Here is a 24,295-nt window from a genome sequence, read left to right as displayed (position 1 = left end):
CCGATGGCACTCTTTGCCTATCAAGGCACCAATGTCCGAGGCGAAACGTTTTCTGGCAGCTTACGTGCCAATTCCTCCGTTGAAGCCCGCCAAAAGCTGCGCCAAAAGCATATCAAAGTCAACAGTTTGATCGAACAGCCAGAAACCTTGGCGAATAAAGAGATTCAACTCTTTACAAAAGTTTCGTTAAAACTGCTGGTAGGGTATTTGCGCCAGTTTTCGACATTGATCGCTTCGGGGATCACGATTGTTGATGCCTCACGAATGCTGGAAGAGCAACAAAAAAACCCGAATTTCAAGAAAATTCTTGGCGAAGTTCGGGATGAGATTGATAGCGGACGCCCGCTCTCAGAAGCCTACAAAGATCATCCCAATGCCTTTCCGACACTTCTGACCAGTGTCATCGCTGTTTCGGAGATGTCTGGATCACTGGAAGGAAATTTGAAGGATATGGCGGATTACTATGAAAAAAGCGCCGAAAACCGCAGCGGGATCGTCACAGCGATGGTCTATCCGATTATTTTAGTGATTTTAACCTTTATCGTGGGGATCATTTTATTGGTGATGATCGTACCGATGTTCGTGGAAGTATTTGAAGGATTTGATGCGGATCTGCCGACGATCACCGTCGTAACGATGGCGATCAGCGAGTTCCTTCAGACCAGAGGGTGGGTTTTAGCCGTCTTGATCGCCGGATTTTTCGTCGGACTGTGGATCGCGCGACGCAATCCAACCTTCGATTTCGCTTTTCATAGTTTTCTATTACGTATTCCTTTGGTGGGCGATATGATCACCAAAAATAGTTTTTCATTATTTATGACAACCATGTCGACACTGCTTAGCAGCTCTGTCGGTATGGTGACCGCCTTGAATATGAGTCGGGATGTCGTTTCCAATAAATACATCAAGCGAATCATCGATAATTGTGCCTTTCAAATTGAAGAAGGTGGCAAGATGAGTGATATCTTTCGTGGCAACATGATGGTCCCGATGTTAGTGACCCAGATGGTCGAGATTGGCGAAAGTACTGGTTCCCTAGAGGACATGCTGAAACGATTGAGTATCATCTATCAAAAAGAAGTTGATGAAACCAGTAAGCGACTGAAAACGATCATGGAACCGATTGTCATCTTGATAATCTGTGTGATCGTTGGCTTGATCGTTGCGGCGATCATGATCCCGATGTTCGATTTATTCGGTGCGATCCAAGGGTAATGAATTTTGGTATTATCAAGCCACCTAGACGGCTTGTTTAATATATATGGAAGAAACAGGAGGAGTAAACACACTATGATTGATGCAATTTTAGCAGAAGAAACAACGGACAATCGATTGAATAAATTATTGAAAGACGAGCGCGGCCTCTCCTTGGTCGAGTTGCTGGCAGTAGTCGTTATCTTAGCGATCATCGCTGGGATCGGGGTTATTGCGATTGGGAACGTGATTCAAAATGCTCGAGAAGATGCAGTTGTTTCTGATATTCAACAAGCTTTCTCAGCAGCAGTGCTCTATCAATCAACTAATAGCAACTTGAATGACGGGACAGCTAACGCGGTTTTAGATTTTACCTTAGAAGATGTAATGGATGATGGATTACTAAACAGTACATCATGGGAAGATACTGATAATGTTATGTTTTATATCGGATCAACAGGTGCTTTAACAATGTATGCTCCAGCTGGCGTTTTAAAGGCTGGACAAGAAAATAGCAACGAGATAGGTGTTCTCGGTACTGGGTTAACACAAAATCAAATCAATGGTTTAACTCGAGAGTATGTATTTGGAGATCCTCAACCAGCTCCTCCACCGTTATAAGATATTAATTTTTTTAGGAAACTAAAAACACCTCAAGTCACTAACCTGACCTAAGGTGTACGGCAACTCAACCCCCCAGGAAAAAAGGAGTTTTTTATGAACGAAATTTTGCAACAGATCCCAATGGGCCTAATCATTGGTTATCTTTTCATCATAGGAATGTGTCTAGGTTCTTTTTTCCTAGTGGTTGGTTGGCGGGTTCCCAAAAAGGAATCCCTGCTGACTCGCTCGCACTGTGATGACTGCCAACAGACATTAGGTGCAAGGGATCTCATTCCAGTTTTATCATACCTTATTTTAAAAGGCAAGTGCCGTAAGTGTCAAAAAAAGATCCCGCTGATTGCTTTTCTTTATGAAGTGTTGATCGGCATGCTATTTACGGGTACGACCTTGCTGTTTTGGGGCACTGCTGAAGTGATTGCCGCTTGGTGTTTATTAGCCTTATTAGCCATTATTTCTGCCAGCGACATCTTCTATCAGCTGATCCCCAATAAAGTGTTAGCCCCTTTTTTCGCCGGAGGGATCGGTTTACGGTTGATCCAACCGCAAAATGAATTTTGGTGGTATTGGCTCGTCGGCTTCTTTGCTGGCTTCTTGCCATTGTATCTCTTAGCGGAGCTCAGTAAAAAAGGCATGGGTGGCGGCGATATCAAATTATTTGCCGTCTTAGGTGTGTATATCGGCCCAGTGCAAGTCTTGACGGTTTTATTTGTCGCTTCTTGCTTGGCAGTGATCTTTTACGTGATCCAAATGCTACGGGGCAAAGTCAAAAGCCGCTACATTGCTTTTGGTCCCTTTATCGCCATTGCTACCGGCATGGTTTATCTTGGCAGCGGCTGGTTCCTTTGAATTGGGTTGCTGACCTTGACGTTTGCTTGATTAGCTAAGCAAGCGTTGTACATAGAAATAACGTTGGTTCCTTCATATAAAACCAACAAGAAGAAAGCAGGTCCTCGTATGTTTGGCAAAAAAACAATTCCCCGCTTAGTAGGGATCGACATCCAAAAAAACTGCATCCGTTACTGTACCAAAAAAGGTGACCGTCTCAAATACGGCGAGCTGGTTGTGAATGGTACGATTTTTAAAGATGATAAGCTGCGCAATCCTGATAGTCTTGAAGCCGCCTTCAATGAGATTGCCAAACGCTTGGGATTACGCACGATGAGTGTGGTGATCACGGCACTAAATTCTCGTCTGCTGATCAAACAGATCCCAATCGGTAAGATGAACTCGGAAAAAGAGATTCGCGAGTACTTGTATTTTGAATTGGGGGAGTCCATCTCTTTGCCTTTTGAAAACCCGATTTTTGATCTACTGATCCTTGGTAAAGGCAACAAGGAAAAAGCACCAAAAGCACAAAAGAAAAAAGCCAACAAGAAGGAAGAAAAAGCAGAGCCGCAAGCTGTGGTCATCCAGCGGAATCGGTTTACCATCAATGGCAATGTGCCAGTCGTGGTCACATCAGAGCCGATTTTGATTCAACTCGGCGACACATTGAAAAAAGGCGGCCATCAGTTGATGGGCGTCGATTGCAGTTTTCTGGCGTATAGTCGCATGTTTCAGCGACAGATCAACTGGAGTGAAAATTTCGTGCTGGTTGAGTTAGATGCTGGCATCGCCAATATCACCTTTTTTGAAGAATTGGTGCCGACTTACCTGCAGTATGAAGATTATAATCAAGCCAACTGGAAATATATTGAAAAAGCCCAATCTGTGCAAGTGAACTTTAGGGAAAGTGCGGAGATCCAAGCACTGGAAGGGTTAGCAGAAACCTTGAATTCGGTGATTGCTTACTATTATCAGGAAATCTCGCCTGATTGTGAATTGAAAAAAATCTACTTAGTCGGCGGTCATCCAATGCTGCGGAAAGAAGTCCAAGAAATATTTCATGAGGTGTCTTCTTTGCCGGTCAAAACGATTTCCGCAAAAGTAAGTGAAACCAGCAAGAAAAAAATTCCCGACCGCTATATCTTGGCTGCTGGATTAGCGACGAAAGAGGTGTAACCATGAACATCAATCTATTGCCTAATAAATTTATCCGTAATCGGGCGTTTGAAGTCATTCTTTCGGTTTCGCTTCTCCTTTCGTTAGTAGTCGTTGGGGTTTGTGGGTTAGGCTTTTGGTATTATCAAAGGCTGGTGACCAATAATCAAAGCAATATAATGTCTAGTCAAGCAGAGCGCATCGTTTTCCAGCGCCAGTTAGAAGAGATGCTAGCGTCAAAATCTCAAGACCTGCAAGAATTCATTGCCTTGCAAAAGCAAGAGAAATATTTCACAGCGCCTATTATGGAAACCTTTGAGGAGGTGGCATCAGGAATCGATGTGACCATCAATTCGTATAATTTGCTGCTAAATGGCGAGGGGACAATGTCCGAAACAGCCCAAGACGGCACACCATTGTTTCCTTTGGTGAGCATGGCAGTCCAAGGGGATGTTTATGAAAGTCTGATTCGCCTTAAATCGGCTTTTGAAGCAATCGATTGGGTGCACCATGTGACCTATCAATCCTTCTCTCATAGTTCAACGCCGCAGGATGGGCGCATCACTGTCTACCTCTCACGAATCGATGCACCACAAGTGATCAGTGAAGAGACCGAAGAAGAAAGCGAGGTGGAAGCGGATGACTAGAGTTTTTTTCTCTAAAAAACACATCATCATCTCCGCGGTAATTGCGCTAGTTCTCGCTACTTCCGTACTCATTTTCTGGCTATTTTTACTGAACCCCAAACGTGCTGAAGGGATCGAATTGGCTCAGGAATTAGCTGGGATCGAAGCTGAGATCCGCGACATTCAGGAACAGCTAGTCTACCTGCAAGGGGAACCAGACCTTCTTTCCTCAGAGACGGTCAATGAGGTGCCAATCATTCCCAATGGTATGGCGATCGAGTCTTATTTTACCGATCTCGCTGCCCTTGAAACGGAATTGCCGATCACGATTTTGCAATCGACCTTTAATGAAGAGATGCTTTACCCTACACCAGAACAACTGGCGGATCAGACCGGTGACAATCCTTTGGCTACGCAATTTCGGGTCACAAGGATCGGCTTTGACCTCCTGAGTGAGACGAATGAAGGAATCGTGCGTTTTATTGATCGGATGGAAAACCTGAATCGCTTTTTAAAAGTGGAATCAGTCGAATATCGGCAAGGAAGTAATACGTCAGGAGCAGATGCATTTTCGGCAAGTGTCGTTATCAAGCTGTATTATCTATCGAGCTTTGAAACGGGACAAGAACTGTTGGAGTAATCAAAGGAAAGGGGTGCCTAGATGAAATCATTTACTGTTCTGGCGACTGTCTCGAAAATCAAATTGGCTACCGCTGCATTAGGGGGCTTTATCGTAATTTCTGTCTTGTATGCGGTCTTTGCTATCCATGGTGGCAATTCCTATGAAGTGTCCGGTCACTTTGACCCAGAAACAGGACAATATGTAGTGACGATCGAATCGGAACAAGCCGCAGGCGAGACGCTTTTCTTGATGGCGAATCATGAAGCGCTGGTGTCATTAGAAATGTTTGAAATGCTTGAGCTTGAGGAAGCGACCTTGCATCCAGCTGAACAAGAGGGTGTTTATGGTGTGGCAATCGAAGTGGCGCCTACGGAAGAAACGTTGTCCTTGGCATTACCGGTCTCTTTAGGAGAAGAAGACGCCATCGAATTTGTTCTTAAACGGGGAAACCGAACGCTGCAAAAAATCGCTCCGCCTTCACTCGAGGAACGACATGCCTTGCGATTGGAAGCCGACAAGGCTGTAGAAGAAGCAGCCTTGCTTGACATTCAGCAGCAGGAAACCAATGAGTCAGCGGCAGTCGAACTACTTTCAGAACGGGCGATGCAAGGAGAGCGTGCCGAAGTTTCGGACTATCAAGAGCTGCGGGCTGCTTTTAGTGATTCCTCGATCTCTGAAATCGTGTTTCTCGCTGACATTACCGCTGATTATACGAATGAGGCCAACAATCGCTTAACTGCGTTGAATCGTTCGGTGTCCATCGATGGGAATGGCTTTACCTTAACCACACCGAAGCGTTTCAACACGAACGGGACACCAAACTATAGCACGAATCCTACTGGACGTTTCTTTGAACTGACGACTACCCATGATCGTCAACCAGCGGTCTTTGAGTTAAAAAATATGACGATCGATTTTCAGGGGAACAATCTAGGATTAAACGCGTTGATCTATCAACAATCGCTGGCAGCTTCGGCTTTTTGGACGGTCAAAATAGAAAATATCGAGGCAAAAAGTGGTGTGCTAGAGGGAAGTACGGGCAATGATTTCCTTTATTTGCAGCAAGGAAATCTCGAGATTCGCGGAACGTTCCATTGGGTGGCTCACAAGAATCCAACCGCAGGTACTAATAATGATAATGGCAGCTTTAATGTCAAAAGTGTCTTGATTACGGATGAGGCGGATGTCAAGATCTCAAATACTCGGCCAATTTTTCGACTTCATCCAAATAACAACAACATTTCAACCTCGTTTCGAGTCAATAAGGGTTCTAAAGTAGATCTCTATAGTGTCCAGTGGCAAGCAATTTGGGCAAATCTCGAAGGACGTACTAACGAGGTGATTTTTGAAGTGGATGGAGAAGGTACCGTCTTAAATGCCTCCTCACAAATGGACTTAGCGGGAGCAAACGGTGCAATCATTTCCTTGATTGGACGTCGGGATGAGACGCAAAATAAGTTTTCTCGTACCATTATTTCTGGTGGGGCGGTCGTAAACTCGTATTCTAGAGCCCCCAGTCCCACGAATGGTGTACCGAAAGGAACCACTGCTTTTGTCAATCAAATCTCTAAAGCGGGATCGACCACCAAACTCGGCGGCAATGTGACGGTAACTGGGGAAGGGTCGCAATTTAATTTGTTTGGCGAAGGTCAACATCATGAGTATGGTTCAGTTATGCGGTTTCGCTTAGTAGGGGAACAGACTTTTCTGCTTGCCGACCAAGGGAAAATGAATATCGTCAAATACCATGGCAATGCGGCTGCAGTGCGGATGTACGGGCGGAACAACGAGTTCTATGTGGAGTCAGCCGGTCAGTTGAATATCTTTAACCATGCCGGCACCAGGACTGCGGCAGATGATGGCATCTATATTGATGAAGCAGGCTTTGCCGTATTCGATCAATACAATGATGAAGAACGAGAATTTGACCCATCTGCTGATTCCACCATTACTGCCAGTAATGGCTCAGATACGGCTGGTCGACAAGGCATTCAATTTCCTCTTGATGGCAGTGGAACTTCGGTTTTTCATGCACAAGGTGAAAACAGTCGAATCCATATCTATGCACATCGTGGACCTGCTGTTTGGATGCAAGGCGGAGAAGCCGAGTTCTTAGCTGGAAAAGACGCGACCTTTCGAATGGAAGGTCGGACCCTAGGTGCAAATAATGGAATAATCAGTTCGGTTGCCAGAAGCAATTTTGTGATTGATGAACCACTGTTTTATGACTTCCGAAATAATCGTCCGAATGGCGGACAAGCTTTTTCTAATTCGAACCGTAACAGTACCTTTATGTCTAATCGTGTTGGACTAGCGGTTTGGGAAAAGCGCAACGACGTGAATCTAGATGGTGATCCGGACAATTTCTGGAATCCACTGAGCTATCAACTAGGCAATGTCAATTTTGCACAAATCGTTAGTCCGCAGCCGGGAGAGCCTTTTTCAAATGAATTCAACAGTACGACTTTTAGGGGCGGGAATGCCTATACGCGATTTTCTGCCAATAATTATCCGCCAATGATCCAGCACTTAGTGACCCCGACCAATGCCGACAAAACCTTTTATGCCAAAGCGGTCGTTCCGTATGAATACACGGGGGCGATTCGCGATGCCTGGGATGATGAGGTCTGGGTGGAAGTTGCTTTGAAGGACGAAGCAGGCAACCAGCTTGAAACGCAATGGCTTTCCTCCAAATCAACTGTCGATGTTTTTGGTGAGGTGCATAATGGTGTGATCGCATGGACGCGGGACGACTTTTTCAAGACAGGTCAACGTTTTGAAGTGCTGCGTGCCCACCGAGGATTAGACCCCACGATGGAGGGTGTTGACGATTCGATTTTCATTCATGCAACAGAAGAGAGTATTGCCGCTTTGCCTGATGCGGTCGTCGTGGATGTACGACCACCGACTGGTCTGCAAGTGGCAGAGGATCAGGTCTTTAATGAACGGACGACAACAGTTTCGGGGATCATGGATTTTCATTCTCCGCAAGACGACCAGCCAAAAGAGCGCGTCGCCATTTATGCGAGTACCGCGCAAGGATTGATCCGTGATGCTTCAGGTGACCCATATGTCATTACGCTTGATGCCGAACAAGGCAACTCCGTGCCATGGCAGTATCAATTACCACGTCGCCTTGATCCTGAAGAGGATGTGTATATCGAATTTTACGCGAAAGATTTTGCAAATGATCGTTACGACGATTTCGTAGGAACGTTACCAGATACGACCACGACGGAACCCAATGGTCAGTTGGGGAGCACGAATCCGTCCGCCAGCGATTATGAGGACTATTTAGGGTATCGTGATGCCATTGGCGATGAACGTTTCCCACCAGCGCTCTCCTTTGAAGTCACCAGTATTCGACCTTCTGACCCATCGATTACGTTGCGAGTACCGCAAAGCTTTGATCGTGATGAAGAAGGCAATCCGATTATCACCGTCGGCAATCAATTGATCTTGCGGACGATCGTAGAAAGCAACGATGCGCGAAATTCTGGGAAAGACGATATTGAAAATGCTGTCGTGACGCTAGATATCTCGCCGAATTTATTGACGTTCTTAAATGTCGATGCGCTCGTGTACCAAGACAATATAGCCTCGGCTAGTCTTTCTGGCGATCGTATCACGATCCACTTAGAACGACCAATCGCACCGGGGGATCGCATGGAATGGAACTTGACTGCTCGAGTGGATGAACAGGCAGCTGCTGGTAATGTTCTGACCCCGGTAACGATCAACGGTAGAGTTTCGGGGAATCAACCAGAGACGGAAAACATTTTGATAGGGGAAGACAGTCTCACGCTTCAGACCGGTACACGCGCTGTCACTGGTGAGTTGATCAACCTTGCTGTTCATAACAATCAGCTGCAGATTTTTTACTCCAATCTTAGTACCTTTGACGTCTATATGGATGGCACCTTTTATCGAACATACAACGTGCAGCAAAGACCCGTAACGGATTCTGTCACCCTTGACATTCCTGTTCATGACATCCGTAATTTGATTTCTGTGCGCTACAAAGATGAAAATGGCGCAGACCGTGTTTCTTATTGGAACAATATCTGGGACTTCATCGATTAAACGTGAACAACCTGTTTTAAAACAAACAGAAGAAGAACAGTCTTTCACTGCTGGATCCGCTTGTTGCTGACCGAATTGCCTTGGTCAACAACGTGGGGATCTATGTAGGAAAGGCTGTTTTTTGGTGGGAAAATGACTGGAGGAAAAGGAGAAAGCAGGGTTTTTGTTCCGCAGGTTTTTTCGTGCTAGACTAAAAAGCAGAAGCACGTGAAGCAACAGCAAAACGAAGGGAACAAAGAAAGGACGTGCCGCAATGGCAACAACAGCCAAAGAAACCAAAGTACATGATGTATTTGAATCGATCGCTTCCCGTTATGATCGAATGAACGGTATTATCTCCTTTCAGCTCCACAAACGGTGGCGCAAGGACACCATGAAACGGATGGCAGTACCAATGGGTGCTGAGATATTAGATTTATGCTGCGGGACCGGGGATTGGGCGTTTGCTTTAAATGAAGCGGTCGGTCCGACGGGGCAAGTGACCGGCGTTGATTTTAGCGAAGAAATGTTAACGGTTGCCAAAGCAAAGGCACAGAAAAAGCAACAAACGCAGATCCAGTGGCAGACCGGCAATGCGATGGCATTAAGTTTTCCAGACGCGCACTTTGATTATGTGACGATCGGGTTCGGGTTGAGAAATGTCGCGGATCGCCAACAAGTCTTGGCGGAAATCCATCGGGTGCTGCGCCCAGACGGGAAAATCGTTTGTCTCGAAACATCACAGCCCACACTGATCGGCTGGCGGCAACTGTTTACTTTTTATTTTCACCATGTCATGCCGTTATTTGGCAAATTGTTCGCCAAAAGCTATCAAGAATATTCCTGGCTCCAGGAGTCTGCGCGGGATTTTCCTGACAAGGAGGCATTGAAACGGGAGTTTCAGGCAGCTGGCTTTGATGTGTTGCAAGTCAAAAGCTATGCAGGAGGTGCGGCCGCGATGCATATGGGCGTTAAACCTCAAAGCTAACGGCGTTTTTTTTCGATAGAAGAGCGACGAAATGAAAGAGACCATCAAGCGGATTGATGGTCTCTTTGCGTTGAGCAATTCAGAAAGTCTGTACGAGTTATTTTTTGTTTGGTCGTAAAACGATGTTGGTGTATAACCAGATGGTCACCACGTAATAAATGGCATAGAGAGCAATAAAGATGCCAAAGGGCAGCCATAGATCGTGGTACGGATCGATCATCAATGTTGTGAACATTTGTAATCCGAACAAGACATGGATCATCCCTAAGATACCAGGAACTAGGAAGAGCACACCAATCTCTTTGCGGATCGATCCTTTCAATAAGCTAGTCCGGGTTCCGATTTTTTTCAACATCGTATAGCGTTGAATGTCGCTGTTGGCCCCAGAAAGAATTTTAAACATCAAGCAGCTTGCTAACATCGTCAAGAAGGCGATCCCCAAGAAAAAGCCCATAAATTCAAAACCGGAGAAGAGACCATTATACGTGTCATAGACGAAGACCCGTTGCGAAAAATTCGTATCGGCAGTTTCAGTAGTATTGGTTTCTTGGTTTGTTTGCGCCAATTCATGTAATGCATCGTAACTTGCTTGAAAGTCTTTGACTTGCACCATTCGCAAGCTGGATTCAGGGGCATTGATTGTGTCAAAAGCGGTTTGATCGACAACTTGGATCTCTTTGCCTCGTTGTTCTGGCAAGAGGTAGCTACGCAATTGGTCCTGCGCGGTGATATCTTTGGCTAATTGGTCTCCCGACAGCTTGTTGTAGGTAACGTCGATACTCATCTGATTCGTACTGGTGCTGAGCAAGTTGTTCTTGTTGAATTGATCTTTATTGTAATAAAGGGTGTCGTCTGTTTCCTTCAGACTATATGTGACATCAAGAGTCGGCTTTAAGGCTGCAACTTTTTCGTCAGAAGCATTTTGGGCATTATTCAAATACAAGTCATAAGGGGCAACGGATTTTGCCATAATTGGGATCTCGTTTTTGAAGCCCAGACCAACAGTCAAAGCACCTAATGCTAGAGCAAAGAGCATGGCTACCATCGATAGCATCTGCGTATAATCACGAATCCGAAAGCTTAGCTGAGACAAGGTGAAATTGTTTAACCTTTTCAAAGCAATGGCATCGGTCCTCTTCAGCAAAGATAAAATCGTGATGATCACGGAACGAAAGACGAGGTAGGTCCCTAAAATAATAGTAACTAGGGCAACACCGATCCCCACCAATTGGAATTTCATCAAGTCGCTCATCATATAATAACCGACTGCTAAAGAACAAATCCCTAAGACAGTTTGCAAAAAGAGCATGAAAGGACGTTGCTTGACTTGCGTCGGTGTGCTGGTTTCTCGTAACAAGGCTAAAATTGATTTTTTGGCAATTGCCCGTGCATTAAAGATAGCAGCGATCAAAAAGAGAATCGAGAAGAATGCAAGTGTCACGACTAATGCTTGTAGATTAAAGGCCGCATAATGGCTGATCTGTAAATTTAATTGGTTCACTAGTAAGGTATTGACACCACTGGCTAATCCAATACCTAGTAATGAACCAACAGCAGTGGCGGCGATCCCGACCAAGAATGTTTCAATGAAAATCATTTGGGCGATCTTACGTCCTTTGGCTCCTAGCATCATAAACATGGCATAGTCTTTTTGCCGCATCGCCATTAAGAAAGAATTGGCGTATAAAATGTAGGCAAAGGTGATGATCCCCAATAAGACAGAACCAAAGCGAAAGATAAAGACCACCATACTGATGATCGAGTTGCTTTTTAAAAAGGCTTCATTGCTGGCCATTGATTCGAACATATAGAAGATGGCTGAGGCCATGACTAAACCAGAAAAGAGGACGATATAATCCTTCAACCGGCCTTTGATTCCGGTAAGTGATAATTTCCAAAGCATGTGTTCTTCCTCCTTATTGTTCCAAGTTTCCTAGAATGACAAGGATCTTGCGGTAAAATTCTTCCCGGCTTTGATCCTCACGTTTCACTTCTTGATGGATCTTCCCGTCCTTGATAAATAAAATACGTTGGCAATAGCTGGCAGAAAGGGGATCATGAGTGACTAATAAAATCGATACTTGGTCATTGGTATTCAAGTCGTCCATCATATTTAATAAGTCTTTGGCACTTTTTGAATCCAAGGCACCTGTCGGTTCATCTGCAAAAAGAATCGTTGGTTCCGTGATCAAGGCTCGAGCGGCTGCCACCCGTTGTTTTTGTCCACCTGAGATTGCTGCCGGATAGTTGTCGAGGATATGCGTGATAGACAAACGTTCTGCGACTCGTTTGATCCGTTGTTGGATGATCTTTGGTTTGACCCCTTGTAAAGAAAGGGGCACCGCAATGTTTTCAGAAGCTGTTAAGTTTTCTAGGAGATTGAAATCTTGGAAGATGAAGCCAATTTCACGGCTGCGAAAATCTGCCAAGGCATCGCCTTTTAGTTTGGTGATGTCGCTGTTGTTGATGCGGATCGTACCTTTGGTTGGATGATCCAAGGTTGAAAGAATGTTCAACAAGGTAGACTTACCGGAGCCTGAAGCTCCCATGATTCCGATAAATTCACCTTTTTCAATATCAAAGCTGATGCCTTTCAAGGCTTCGGTTTGTTTTTCGTTGGCTTTTCCGTAAACTTTAGTAAGTTCACTTGCTTGAATAATTTTTTCCATGATTAAGTTACGCTCCTTTTAATTGAGTTAGTGCTTTTGCGGGAATGTCTTTTTCTTTGACCTCTTCATAGCTGGTCACGCCTTTTTTCTCATTCCAAGTAAGTTTCAAATAGGCTTCTTTACGCAAAGGCCGCTCTTGGAAACCATTGAAATCAAGGGTTTTGCTTTTGCCATTTTCGTCATAAGCCGGTAGTTCATAGTGGTATTGAGTATAGACATTGCCACTGTCATCTTTAGAAGTCGTCTTTTCGCCATCTGTCGTGATTTGGACATAATAGCTGTCGCCCCCCATGATGACTGATTCAGCAATTTGCAATGCACCAAATCCCACAAGCACGACAACTGCTAGTCCAATCAAAAATTTTTTCATAAATAGGTCACCTCGTTTTTTATTATGATGAAAGTATAACGCTAGTTTTCTGAAAAGGAGTGTGAAAAATCTATCAATAAACTTTCAATTTTGTCACGAGGAACGAACAAAAAAACGTTTCTGAATTGTGTGATCCACAAATCAGAAACGTCGTTTGCTTGTTACTCTTCAGTCATATTTTTTGCGAAACAGTTCAACGACTAGTTGTCCCTCATCATACATAATGGCGGCTTCATCGATCATTAATCCCAATAAATAGTAATCTTTTTCTTCATGGATCGTTTGATGACCGCCCAACAGTTCAACGTAATAGTTTTCCAAGGTACTGTCTCTTGGTGTATTGAGCATGTTGATAAAATGTTCTAGATCAGAGGGCTGTTCAGGGAAAGGGCCCTGCACGACTGCTTTGAAACCTTCTGCTTCAAAGGCCATCTCGCTCGTTATCTTTTGACAGTCATGGGACAAAAAGTAGGTGACTACTTCATCGACGATTCGTCGTGCCCGTTCTTTTTCAATCATTTTTTTCGCCGCCTTCTGATTTGTTGGTATTCATCTAACAATGGTACCATTGCCGCCGCGACAAATCCACTGGAAAAACCGTTATTGTATAAGTTCAATCCTCCATGTAAATAAGTGATATTTGTGACCAGTGCTGCATGGACGATGCCTGCTAAGATACCAGCTACAGGACCATAATACCCACTGATCGGAGCTAAACTTGTTCCAAAGATCGCTGTGAGTAATAAGCTGAAGGTGGATACATCAGAAGTCAAACCGACTTTGGTGGCTAAGACCACCCCAATCATCACGGGCAAACTATTTTTCCAATGGTTTCCAAAGGCACTGAAACCAATCACGGTCAATACAGCCCCTAAAAGTGGACCGGAAAGCTCGCCTTGCAGCAGGAAAATAAAGACTAACATCAAGAGCCCCATCATTGCCATGTTCATCATGGTGATTCCTAGTGAAAAAATTGTGACATAATCGGTCATCAGTTTCCCAGAAGTTTTAAAAAGATCCGTTAAACCTTTTATCGATCGTTTATTTAAAAAATAACCAATAAAAAACAAGAAAAAACAAAGGATGAGCAAGAAAGCCGTCAGATAATAGTGATAGTCAGTCGTCAATTGCTTGTTCGAATAGACTTCCATGTCGAATAATCGTAAAAAGCTAGTGAAAAACATGGTGATAATACCGGTGGCAAAGCCAATATTGTACAAAGAAAATCCTTGATGGAATTGTAAAAATTGTGCTGCCAGTGGGGGGAGTGTTAAGCCAATCAAAATGCCGATTCCATAACCTAACGCGATTCCTAGGGGCAAAGGTAAGCCTAAGCCAAATGCTAAGTAACTAATGACGGGTGAGGCAGCACTGCCAAATAAAGCGACAAGTGAGTACTGGGTTGAGGGCCGTTGCTGTATGTAAGAGTATAGATAGACACCCAAGGGAATGGGGATTGAGTTAAAGATGTTTTTTCCAAAAAAAGAAAAGCCGGATATGGTAAAGAAAGCGGCGATCATCGGACCACTAATAATGGTTCCTTGCTTTTTAGCAAGCAGGATACTGATCAAAGTCAATAAGCCGCTATTCAAAAAGGCGCTTCCGAGATTGCCGATTGCAAAATAATCAGAAATCAAATTGCTAGGGGCATTCAAAATAGCCAACGATCCTTGCCACAATGCCTGAGGCGGCGAGGAGAACAAGCCGAGTAGAATCAACACACAGCTGTAAGCCAGAAGCAACCGCTGAGTTAAGAGCTGTGAGATCGGTGCAAAAGGTTTCGATTTCGTTTGTAAGAAAATTCGTTTGTCTGACATAGTTTCACTGAACGCTCCTTTTTTTCATAGTATCACATCTTTTCTCGTCTAAGAAGGTTTTTTTGACAGTTTCCACAAGGCGCTTTTCGAAAAATATGAGAGAAAAGGAACGTCATAAAAGAAAAACTTAAGGATATTTGAAAAAAAGCAATAGCGATTTATCAATGATTTTCGTCTTATTTTCAATAATTTCATAGATTGATGAAATTATTGACGGAAAGAGTTTTGAGAAAATTGTTATAATTTAGTTAATCTCGTTCAGATTTTCTAATAAAAAAGCCATTTTAAGATAAAAAAACTGTTTGCTTGGTTTTTTTATCAGTGAATCACAAATGAGGGGATTTAATAAGGAGGAAGAGTATGAAGAAAACGAAGTTTGGCATGATTACTTTATTGGCAGCGCTTGTTTTAGGGGCTTGCGGACAAAGTAACGGAGGTGGAACAGGTTCGACAGATACAGGAGAGTCGTCATCAGACGCTGCAGCATCAGATATTGGTACTATGCCATTGGCAGTAGTGAACGATGGTGAAGTAATGGATGGCGGTACATTGGATGTGGCAGTCGTCATGGATACTCAATTCCAAGGATTGTTCCAATGGGAGTTCTACCAAGATACTTATGACAATGATTTTATGTTACCAAGTCATGAACAGCTCTTTTTAAGAGATGCAGATTTCAAAATCATTGATGGCGGAGCGGCTGATCTTGATTTAGATATCGAGAATAATATTGCAACGATCACGCTACGAGATGACTTGAAATGGTCAGACGGGGAAGAGGTCACAGCTGAAGACGTTATTTTCTCTTACGAAGTTATTGGACATCAAGATTATACCGGTATTCGTTATGACAACACCTTTACCAATGTAGTCGGTATGGAAGAATATCACAACGGAGATTCAGATACGATTTCTGGAATCACCGCTGTCAGCGATAAAGTAGTTGAAATTGAATTTAAAGAAATGCATCCAGGAATGATGCAACTAGGTGGCGGTGTGTGGTATTCTGCATTACCAAAACATACTTTTGAAGGTATTGAAGTGGCAGATATGGAATCTAGTGATCCCGTTCGAAGCAACCCAATTGGCTTTGGTCCTTATCAAATGAGTAACATCGTTCCAGGTGAGACAGTGGAATATATTCCAAATGAGCATTATTATGGTGATACTCCGCCGTTAGACAAAATCGTTATGCGTGGCGTTCCTTCCGCATCGATCAACGAAGCGTTGAATGCGAAACAATACGATCTTGCACTAAAAATGCCTACTGATACTTATGATTCCTATGCGGATACTGACGGATACCAAATTTTAGGCCGTCCAGAACAATCGTATACGTACCTTGGCTTCAAATTGGGTACTTGGAATGAAGAAACAAATAGTGTGGAATACAATCCAGATGCAAAAATGGCAAATAAAGCCTTGCGCCAAGCGATGGGCTATGCTGTAGACAATGATGCAATTGGCGAGCGTTTCTATTATGGTTTGCGCTCAAATGCTAGCACTCTGATCCCACCTGTTTATGGCTCATTGCACAACTCAGAACTTGAAGGATACCATTTAGATTTAGATAGAGCCAATCAATTATTAGATGATGCAGGCTTTATCGACGTTGATGGCGATGGCTTCCGGGAAGATCCAGATGGCAACAAGTTAACCATCAATTTTGCTTCAATGGCAGGTGGAGAAACTGCACAGCCGTTGGCGGATTACTATGTACAGCAATGGCAAGAAATCGGTTTAGATGTTCAATACTCAACAGGACGGTTGATCGACTTCCAAGCATTCTACGACAAGCTGAAAAATGATGATCCAGATATCGATGTTTATTTAGCTGCTTGGGGAACAGGGTCTGATCCTTCACCGACCGGTCTATGGGGACCAAATTCTGCCTTCAACTACACTCGTTATGAGTCTGAGCGCAATACAGAATTGTTAGCAGCCATCGATTCAAATGATTCCTTCGATGAAGAAAAACGCAAAGAAGCATTTGATGCATGGCAAGAATATGTGTTAGAAGAAGCGTTTGGAATTCCAACATTGTACCGTAACCAAGTATTGCCGGTCTCTGATCGTGTCGCAAACTTTACATGGGCATATGATGCCGATCATAATCCATGGGCACGAATTGGTGTAACTTCAGAATCTCGCTAATCGATTTGTTGAATCACTGAAATCAAAAGAGAACAACGCTTTTGTCGTTTTCTGAAAAGCCAGCTCAGTTTACTTCTATAGTTAACCGGAGGGATGAGTTGTGTAAAATCAAATCTGGGTCAGGATAAACCAGATACGTTTTAAGATTTTAGCCCGAAAACCAGTTAGGTCTACGCACCTAACTGGTTTTTTGTGTACAAGTTAGGCTAGCATTTGACTGAAAAACGCCTGTCCTTCAATAAGCAGACAGGCGTTTACGAAAAAGATAAATCATGTTTGTAAGGATATAGGATGATTCAAAGGGAAGAATGTTAAATGGAGATATTCGTCACGGTATGAATCAAGTTTTGCAGGTCATTTTTATGGTTCTGGTAACCGGCTTGTTCGATAACGATTAAGCTGTTTCTTAACACTTCTTTGTTTAATTGAGAAGATTGCAAATAGGAGTAAATTTCTTGATACAAGACTTGATGGATTTTCAAATAAAAATACAGAGGTGTATTAGGCAAGGGATGAGACAAAAGCAGAAACTTGTTAAGCAGATAGGAATCCTTACTTTCACTGGCAAAGGCGCAGCCATTTAAGATCACAACACTTAACAAATTTGCATAAAAGGGATCATTGGCATAGCGAAGAATTTTTTTGATCCCATGATCTAAATAGTAACTGATGGTTTCTTGGTCGAAAATAAATAACAAATTTGAGAATAAGTTCAACTCAAAGCGCCCCCAGGTTTCGATATCAAACAAGTATTGCTTTACCAGTTCAACTTCTTGGGTGTAAGCTCCTCGATTCATCAGAAATGATTCACGGTTGAGCAGCAGCAGGCCTTGGACATACAAAGAATAATAAAAAAAATTTTGTGTCTCAAAGTAGCGTTCCTCAAGGCTAGTCAAGTAGTCGATAGTCAGTGTTCGATCATAATATCGGGTATAGAAATCTTGCACCAGCTGACGTTTCTGACCAGTGGCTTCGCTGTCGATCAACAGACTGAACTCATGAACCGTGATATTCATTTTGTCTAAGTAGTCAAACAAGGTTTGTGAAGAGAGATTTGTTTTGCGATTTTCGAAAGAAGAAAGGGTGGTGCGAGAGGAAATACCTTCGGCAAGCTTGGCTTGCGAGATTTTGCGATCTGTGCGCAGTTTCTTGATTAAAGAGCCTTGCTGTTTCATGGGGGACCTCCTTAATTGTGACGCATTTCTGAACAATGTGATTTTAATAACATGTTATCAAATATAATAGGGTATAGCAAATAATAAAGGAGGTCGTTTTTCATGGAATTTGAACCATTTGGTCCTTGGGAAATCAACCCATTTAAAAACTAGTACAGGCTTTCATTTAGATACTTGTCATTGAAGGATCAGTGACAGATTGATAAATGAAATTTAGTTTACGTCCTGCTTTTTTCGCGGCGAACTGCGAACATTCTAAGCAGGAAAGAGAAGATCTTGAAGAATCGAAAGGTTATTTGGTTGATTCCCCCACTCAAAGAGACCTTTTCGTTTGTGGAAGTCATGAAACGCATGAATCGCGCAAGGTGGTCAGTCCCGTTGAATGTCTGTCATGCACCAGACCTTCCCCAATTTTCTGATTCTTTGTGATTGATCGTCTTTCAAGCATCATACTTCCAGCTATGACCGTAATGCACGAAGATTACGGTTTTTTGTGGTCTTATTGTGCTACACAGTAAACCTTGTATTTCAAGTGAACTAAAAGACCAAAGCTAGAAAAGAAATTCAGTGAGAAAGATAGTGAAAAAAAGTCAAAAACAAAAAAAGAAAAACGTTTGCAAAAAAAGTGTTGACATTTTTTCTCAGAATGAGTACTATTATCTCAACGGAACACGAGAGTGTTCTCATTACTGGATTCGTTACTGTTCGGCAGGCAAGACCAGAGGAAAAAAGTGCATTGATTACCCAAAGTTTCTTGGGTTGTACACTTTTTTGCTTTGGTCTTCTTTTTTTGCTCCGTTATTTCTATTCGCTAAAAAAGAACCGGTTCCAAGGTAAGGTCCAGTCATTGATCATCAAAGGAGGGGAGAAGTAAAACGCAATGAAGTGCCAGCTAGGTTTGACGATATCCTGCAGTACTGCCTGGAGCAGACATTCACCTCGTCACTTAATGGCAAGTCAGAGAAAGAAAAAAATACAAGACCTTCTGCATAGACGTCAAACGATGCAAAGCTGTGTATGCGCTATGCTGATCAAGGAGGATCGTTCGTGAAGATTATCAAGAGGATCAACAACAATGTTGTACTTTCAAAAGAAGATGAAGTTGAAGTGATCCTAATGGGAAAAGGGATCGGCTTTCAAACGAAACCGGGTGACCTGATTCCGGCTGAGCGAATCGAAAAAAAATACTACCCAGAAGATGACTTGACAGTGGAACATATGTCGAAAGTCATGACGAAGGCTGACGAGAAACAAATGGCCGTCATTTATGAAATCGTGCGTCTTTTTCGGGAAAGTGTTGGAACCGATTTCAATCCAAACGTTTATTTCACACTGATGGATCATATCTTGTTTGCCATCAGTCGTCAAAAGCAAGAAATTGTTTTGACCAATCCCATGCATTGGGAAATCAAGAAAATCTATGCCAAGGAATATGCGGTCAGTGTCCAAGCGGTCGAGTTAATCCGCAAAGAGCTGTATCCCGATTTTTCGCAAGAAGAAGCTGCGTTTATCACTTTGCATTTCGTCAATGCGCAAATTGAAAAAAGCGCCAATCAAAGTGCCTATGAGCACACCGAGTTGACCAACAATATTTTACGGATCGTTAAGTATAGCATGAACATCGAGTACGATGAGAATTCTTCCTACTTCCAACGGTTTGTGACCCACATTCGCTATTATTTAATTCGACAAAGTCAAGAAAAAGAAGAGCCAGTATTGGCTAATCCGATGATTGCCTTGGCTTTCAGCAGCTATCCGAAAGAAAAAGAAACCGCAGATTCGATCAAAGAATACTTATTTGAACAAAAGGGCTGGCATGTCAACGATATGGAATTGATGTATTTGATTCTGCATATCGGTAACTTAGCCGCTCACTCAAAATTAACCTAAGAATGGAAATGGATTCGTTACAGTTCGGCTGGCAAGACCTGCACTTTCTTACAATACTCGTTGAGGAGACCCGTCTCGTTTTTTATGGGTGATACTCCTGCTTGTTTATTGTAGAAATGGCCGGTCTTTTTATTTTTATTAAATGATCTATTAAAAAGGAGAAATCAAAATGGCAAAATATACTGAATTAGCACAAGACATTTTGGCCCACGTTGGCGGCAAAGAAAATGTCTCTTCTGTAAAACACTGTGTGACTCGCTTACGTTTCCACTTAAAAGACGAAAGCAAAGCAGACACAGATTATTTGCAAAAACGTGACGGTGTCGTGACCGTTGTCAAAGCAGGCGGACAATACCAAGTGGTTATCGGTAATCATGTGCCAGATGTTTACGATGAAGTGCTGAAAGTCGGCGGATTAGCCGATGGCGGCAGTCTTGATATCGACGAAGGCGACGAAAAGAAAGGCAGTTTGTTTGACCGCTTTATCGATGTCATCTCAAGCTTGTTTCAACCGTTCTTAGGTCCATTAGCGGCAGCCGGTATTTTAAAAGGGATCACGGCGCTACTTGCAGCAACTGGGATGGAAGCGACCAATGGAATCTATGTAGTAATGAATACCCTAGGCGATGGTTTGTTCCAATACTTACCTATGATCTTAGCCGTAACTGCTGCAAAGAAATTCAAGATGAATACCTATACAGCATTAGCGATTGCAGGTGCGATGGTCTATCCTGGTTTAGCAGAAAGCGTTGCTGAAGCGAGCAAAGTCTTTGGTCTAACCTTGACCTTACCAGCAGGTGGCTACTTTAATAGCGTACTGCCGATTATTTTAGCGATTTTTGTCGCTTCGAAAATTGAACAGTTTATGCGCAAAGTTACACCTGATGTAGTCAAAATGTTTGTGGTTCCTTTTGTAACGATTTTGATCACTGTGCCGTTGACCTTCTTTGTGGTAGGTCCAGTCGCAAATACAGCATCTAGCTGGATCGGTATTGCTTTCCAAGCGGTTTATGATTTCAGCCCAATCATTTATGGATTTGCTTTAGGGGCATTATGGCAAGTATTGGTAATGTTTGGTCTTCATTGGGGTCTTGTGCCATTGGCGATCATGGATATGGCGCAAAACGGTTCTTCGATTATTTTGACCGCCGCAGTGCTACCATGTTTCACGCAAACGGGTGTGTTAGCAGCGATTTGGTTGAAAACGAAAGAACCAAAAGTCAAACAAGGCGCAATGCCAGCATTGATCTCATCGATCTTCGGTGTGACTGAACCTGCGATCTACGGTTACACTTTGCCAATGAAAACACCATTTATCGTTTCTTGTTTAGTTTCAGGTTTCGTCGGTATCTACTTGTCAATCTTTAACGTCACTGGTTACGCAATGGGCGGTATGGGCATCTTCTTGTATCCTGCATATATCGATCCAGCAACAGGCAGCTTCCATAGCGTGATCCACTTAGCCATCGGTACAGTTATTGCAATCGTAGCGTCATTTATCATCATGATGTTATTGAAAGTACCAACTTTGTATACAACTGTTGATTCACCAGTCGACGGTCAAGCAACACCAGCAGCACCAGCACCAGAAGTAAAAACCGTTTCTGCCAGCGTCAAAGATGAAACAGTCAAAAGTCCAGTAACCGGTCAAGTGGTTGCTTTAGCAGATGTGGAAGACAAAGTCTTTTCTTCAGGTGCTATGGGAAAAGGGATCGCCGTTGAACCAGCGATCGGTGAAATCACTGCTCCAGCAGATGCAGAAGTCAAAATCTTGTTTCCAACAAAACATGCCATCGGCTTAGTCACTGAGGATGGGACAGAATTATTGATCCACATCGGCATGAATACGGTGGAACTTGAAGGCAATCACTTTACTGCCTACATCAACCAAGGAGACAAAGTCAAAGCCGGTCAAAAATTGATCTCTTTTGATACTGAAGCGATTCGTGCGGAAGGCTATTCCTTACTGACACCAGTCATCGTCACAAACTCTAACGACTACAGTGACATCCAAACGACACAGTCAAAAGAAGTAACAGCGAACGACAATTTGATCGAAGTCGTAAAATAAATGCGTTTATCGGCACGTCGTAGGATCAGTAAGAATGCTTTCTTACTGATCCGCTGTGTCGATCAATAAAGAAAAAGAAAGTAGGCTAATCATGACAGAAAAACAATTTCCAAAAGGCTTTTTATGGGGCGGCGCCACTGCAGCCAACCAATTTGAAGGAGCATGGAACGAAGGCGGACGTGGCCCAGCGACATCCGATACGGCGATCGCTGTCAAACCAGAAGACCGTAAAAACATGGCAGAATTTGCTGCACCAATGACTCGGGAAAAAGTCTTGTTTGCCTTAAATGACAAAGAAGGCTTGTATCCAAAACGTTGGGGATCAGATTTCTACCATCGTTACAAAGAAGATATCGCCTTGTACGCAGAGATGGGCTTTAAAACGTTCCGTCTGTCCATCGCTTGGTCAAGAATTTTTCCAAATGGTGACGATGTTCAGCCAAATGAAGAAGGCTTGCAATTTTATGACAACGTGTTTGATGAGTGTGCAAAATACGGGATCGAACCCTTAGTGACCCTCTCTCACTACGAAACACCTATCGGGATCGCGTTAAACTATGGCGGCTGGAAAAATCGCCAAGTGATCGATTTGTTCGTCAAATACGCAGAAACTGTGTTGACCCGCTACAAAGACAAAGTCAAATATTGGTTGACCTTCAATGAAATCAATATCATGGGGATCTCTGGCTATGTTGGCGGTGCCTTGTTATCCGAAGATGGCACGCAAAACCTTTCTGACATGTATCAAGCTGTGCATCATCAATTTGTGGCTTCTAGTTTAGCAACAAAATTTGCCCACGAAATCAATCCTGATATCAAAGTAGGGATGATGTTGGCACGGATGCAAGCCTACCCAGCTACACCAAATCCAGCAGATGTGATGGAAGAAATCAAGCGTGACCACGAGAATCTCTTCTTCTCTGATGTCCAAGTTCGTGGGAAGTATCCAGCGTATACGAAGCGCTTCTTTAAAGAAAACGGCATCGAAGTGACCTTCGAAGATGGCGATTTAGACATTCTTGCGCAATACCCTGTCGACTTCATGTCCTTTTCTTACTACATGAGTTCTATTGCCCGCCACAATCCTGAAGAAGGCGGCGAAGCAACGGCCGGCAACTTTTCTTTAGGCGAATCAAACCCATACTTGGAAGCCTCTGACTGGGGGTGGCAAATCGATCCAATCGGCTTGCGTGTGACTTTGAATAACTTGTACGACCGCTACCAAGTACCATTGTTTATCGTTGAAAACGGCTTAGGTGCCTTGGATACGGTGGAAGAGGATGGTTCGATCCATGACAGCTATCGAATCGATTATTTGAAGGCGCATATCGAACAAATGTATGAAGCGATCGAAGATGGTGTGGAATTGATGGGCTATACGCCTTGGGGTTGTACAGACTTAGTTTCGGCTTCAACGTCAGAAATGTCGAAACGTTATGGCTTTGTCTATGTAGACGCGGATGATGAAGGAAATGGCAGCTTTGATCGTTCTCGCAAAGATAGTTTCTACTGGTACAAAGAAGTCATTGCCACCAATGGCGGTAGTTTGTTAAAGGATTAAAAATAAACCAAAGCGGCTCTCAAAAAAGAGAGCCGCTTTTTTGTTGTGCTCAGTAAAAAAAGAAGAGAAAGGGGGTTAGCAGCTGCCATGATAGAAAGATCAATGAAACAGTCAACGCCCATTTTTTCATTTTGGGCTTAGGCACAAGGGATTCGGGCATCAAATAGACGAGAGAGAATACTGTAAGAAAAAACAGCAGGGTCAGTGGTTGGACGACAAAGGTCAGCCAGTTCATAGGGTAAGCTCCTTTTATGAGGATAGATGATTTGTTCTTTTGTGTTATTATTTTGCAAATTCATTATATATTTAGTTCGTTAAAAAGGCAAGGAGCTCATGGAATAACGATCGTGTGCAGGAAGGGGGGAGAAAAACGAGTGGCACATCCTTGTATTTTGATTCGAATCTTTCTAGAGTAACACAGTAAGCTTGAGGTTAGAATCAGAACTAGCAATAAAAAAGCCCCTTTTCAGGGGAGGGGAGTTCTTTAAAAAG

At 43.3% G+C, this 24,295-nt stretch carries 18 protein-coding genes; 12 read left to right on the top strand and 6 right to left on the bottom strand.

From position 1 onward, the window contains the following. The first annotated feature begins 3 nt into the window (after window positions 1–3). From IGJ12_RS10685 to IGJ12_RS10650, 8 genes are all read left to right on the top strand, one after another. Window positions 4–1,215, top strand: a complete 1,212-nt coding sequence (locus tag IGJ12_RS10685; protein WP_430618996.1) for a type II secretion system F family protein — start codon at window positions 4–6, stop codon at window positions 1,213–1,215. A gap of 75 nt (window positions 1,216–1,290) precedes the next feature. Then, window positions 1,291–1,815 carry a type II secretion system protein gene (locus IGJ12_RS10680; protein WP_008378681.1) on the top strand — a complete coding sequence of 175 codons (525 nt, stop codon included), beginning with the start codon at window positions 1,291–1,293 and terminating at the stop codon, window positions 1,813–1,815. 96 nt (window positions 1,816–1,911) lie between these two features. After that, window positions 1,912–2,664: a prepilin peptidase gene (locus IGJ12_RS10675; protein ID WP_008378680.1), complete on the top strand. Its 753-nt coding sequence runs from the start codon at window positions 1,912–1,914 to the stop codon at window positions 2,662–2,664. Window positions 2,665–2,772: 108 nt separating this feature from the next. Beyond that, on the top strand, window positions 2,773–3,819 hold the full coding sequence (gene pilM / locus IGJ12_RS10670; RefSeq protein WP_430618995.1) for a type IV pilus biogenesis protein PilM: 1,047 nt from the start codon (window positions 2,773–2,775) through the stop codon (window positions 3,817–3,819). A 2-nt stretch (window positions 3,820–3,821) separates the two neighbouring features. Continuing rightward, window positions 3,822–4,445 carry a hypothetical protein gene (locus tag IGJ12_RS10665; RefSeq protein WP_430618994.1) on the top strand — a complete coding sequence of 208 codons (624 nt, stop codon included), beginning with the start codon at window positions 3,822–3,824 and terminating at the stop codon, window positions 4,443–4,445. Beyond that, complete coding sequence (locus IGJ12_RS10660; RefSeq protein WP_016613452.1) at window positions 4,438–5,064, top strand: hypothetical protein; 627 nt, start codon at window positions 4,438–4,440, stop codon at window positions 5,062–5,064. Before IGJ12_RS10665 ends, IGJ12_RS10660 begins: the two co-directional genes overlap by 8 nt. Window positions 5,065–5,085: 21 nt before the next feature. Then, window positions 5,086–9,129, top strand: coding sequence for a pectate lyase-like adhesive domain-containing protein (locus IGJ12_RS10655; RefSeq protein ID WP_430618993.1), 4,044 nt, complete (start codon window positions 5,086–5,088; stop codon window positions 9,127–9,129). 253 nt (window positions 9,130–9,382) lie between these two features. Continuing rightward, window positions 9,383–10,096 (top strand): demethylmenaquinone methyltransferase, encoded by a 714-nt coding sequence (locus IGJ12_RS10650; RefSeq protein ID WP_244732008.1) that lies wholly within the window; start codon window positions 9,383–9,385, stop codon window positions 10,094–10,096. A 97-nt stretch (window positions 10,097–10,193) separates the two neighbouring features. Here IGJ12_RS10650 and IGJ12_RS10645 read toward each other — a convergent pair whose 3' ends face one another. From IGJ12_RS10645 to IGJ12_RS10625, 5 genes are all read right to left on the bottom strand, one after another. After that, the gene (locus IGJ12_RS10645; RefSeq protein WP_430618992.1) at window positions 10,194–11,999 is read right to left on the bottom strand and encodes an ABC transporter permease; all 1,806 of its coding nucleotides are present in this window, start codon (window positions 11,997–11,999) and stop codon (window positions 10,194–10,196) included. A gap of 13 nt (window positions 12,000–12,012) precedes the next feature. Then, window positions 12,013–12,765: an ABC transporter ATP-binding protein gene (locus IGJ12_RS10640; protein WP_005235131.1), complete on the bottom strand. Its 753-nt coding sequence runs from the start codon at window positions 12,763–12,765 to the stop codon at window positions 12,013–12,015. Window positions 12,766–12,772: 7 nt separating this feature from the next. Further along, window positions 12,773–13,135, bottom strand: a complete 363-nt coding sequence (locus IGJ12_RS10635) for a YxeA family protein (RefSeq protein WP_005235132.1) — start codon at window positions 13,133–13,135, stop codon at window positions 12,773–12,775. A 168-nt stretch (window positions 13,136–13,303) separates the two neighbouring features. Next, window positions 13,304–13,654, bottom strand: a complete 351-nt coding sequence (locus IGJ12_RS10630) for a hypothetical protein (RefSeq protein ID WP_008378669.1) — start codon at window positions 13,652–13,654, stop codon at window positions 13,304–13,306. After that, window positions 13,651–14,952 carry a DUF1576 domain-containing protein gene (locus IGJ12_RS10625; RefSeq protein WP_086316314.1) on the bottom strand — a complete coding sequence of 434 codons (1,302 nt, stop codon included), beginning with the start codon at window positions 14,950–14,952 and terminating at the stop codon, window positions 13,651–13,653. The genes IGJ12_RS10630 and IGJ12_RS10625 overlap by 4 nt, the downstream gene beginning before the upstream one ends. A 360-nt stretch (window positions 14,953–15,312) precedes the next feature. On the opposite strand from IGJ12_RS10625, the gene IGJ12_RS10620 reads away from it, so the two are divergent. Further along, window positions 15,313–17,106, top strand: a complete 1,794-nt coding sequence (locus IGJ12_RS10620; RefSeq protein WP_244731999.1) for an oligopeptide ABC transporter substrate-binding protein — start codon at window positions 15,313–15,315, stop codon at window positions 17,104–17,106. 311 nt (window positions 17,107–17,417) lie between these two features. On the opposite strand, the gene IGJ12_RS10615 is transcribed toward IGJ12_RS10620, so the two are convergent. After that, window positions 17,418–18,281, bottom strand: a complete 864-nt coding sequence (locus IGJ12_RS10615; protein ID WP_008378664.1) for a helix-turn-helix domain-containing protein — start codon at window positions 18,279–18,281, stop codon at window positions 17,418–17,420. A gap of 1,047 nt (window positions 18,282–19,328) precedes the next feature. Between IGJ12_RS10615 and IGJ12_RS10610 the strand changes: the two genes are divergently transcribed. From IGJ12_RS10610 to IGJ12_RS10600, 3 genes are all read left to right on the top strand, one after another. Next, window positions 19,329–20,171 (top strand): PRD domain-containing protein, encoded by an 843-nt coding sequence (locus tag IGJ12_RS10610; RefSeq protein WP_008378663.1) that lies wholly within the window; start codon window positions 19,329–19,331, stop codon window positions 20,169–20,171. A gap of 169 nt (window positions 20,172–20,340) precedes the next feature. Continuing rightward, window positions 20,341–22,242, top strand: a complete 1,902-nt coding sequence (locus tag IGJ12_RS10605) for a beta-glucoside-specific PTS transporter subunit IIABC (RefSeq protein ID WP_016613444.1) — start codon at window positions 20,341–20,343, stop codon at window positions 22,240–22,242. Between the two features lie 91 nt (window positions 22,243–22,333). After that, window positions 22,334–23,803, top strand: a complete 1,470-nt coding sequence (locus IGJ12_RS10600) for a glycoside hydrolase family 1 protein (protein ID WP_430618991.1) — start codon at window positions 22,334–22,336, stop codon at window positions 23,801–23,803. Window positions 23,804–24,295 lie beyond the last annotated feature (492 nt).

Source organism: Enterococcus sp. DIV0802b, from assembly GCF_050543535.1.
Taxonomy (GTDB): domain Bacteria; phylum Bacillota; class Bacilli; order Lactobacillales; family Enterococcaceae; genus Enterococcus_D; species Enterococcus_D entomosocium.
This window is presented reverse-complemented; position numbering and strand designations above follow the sequence as displayed.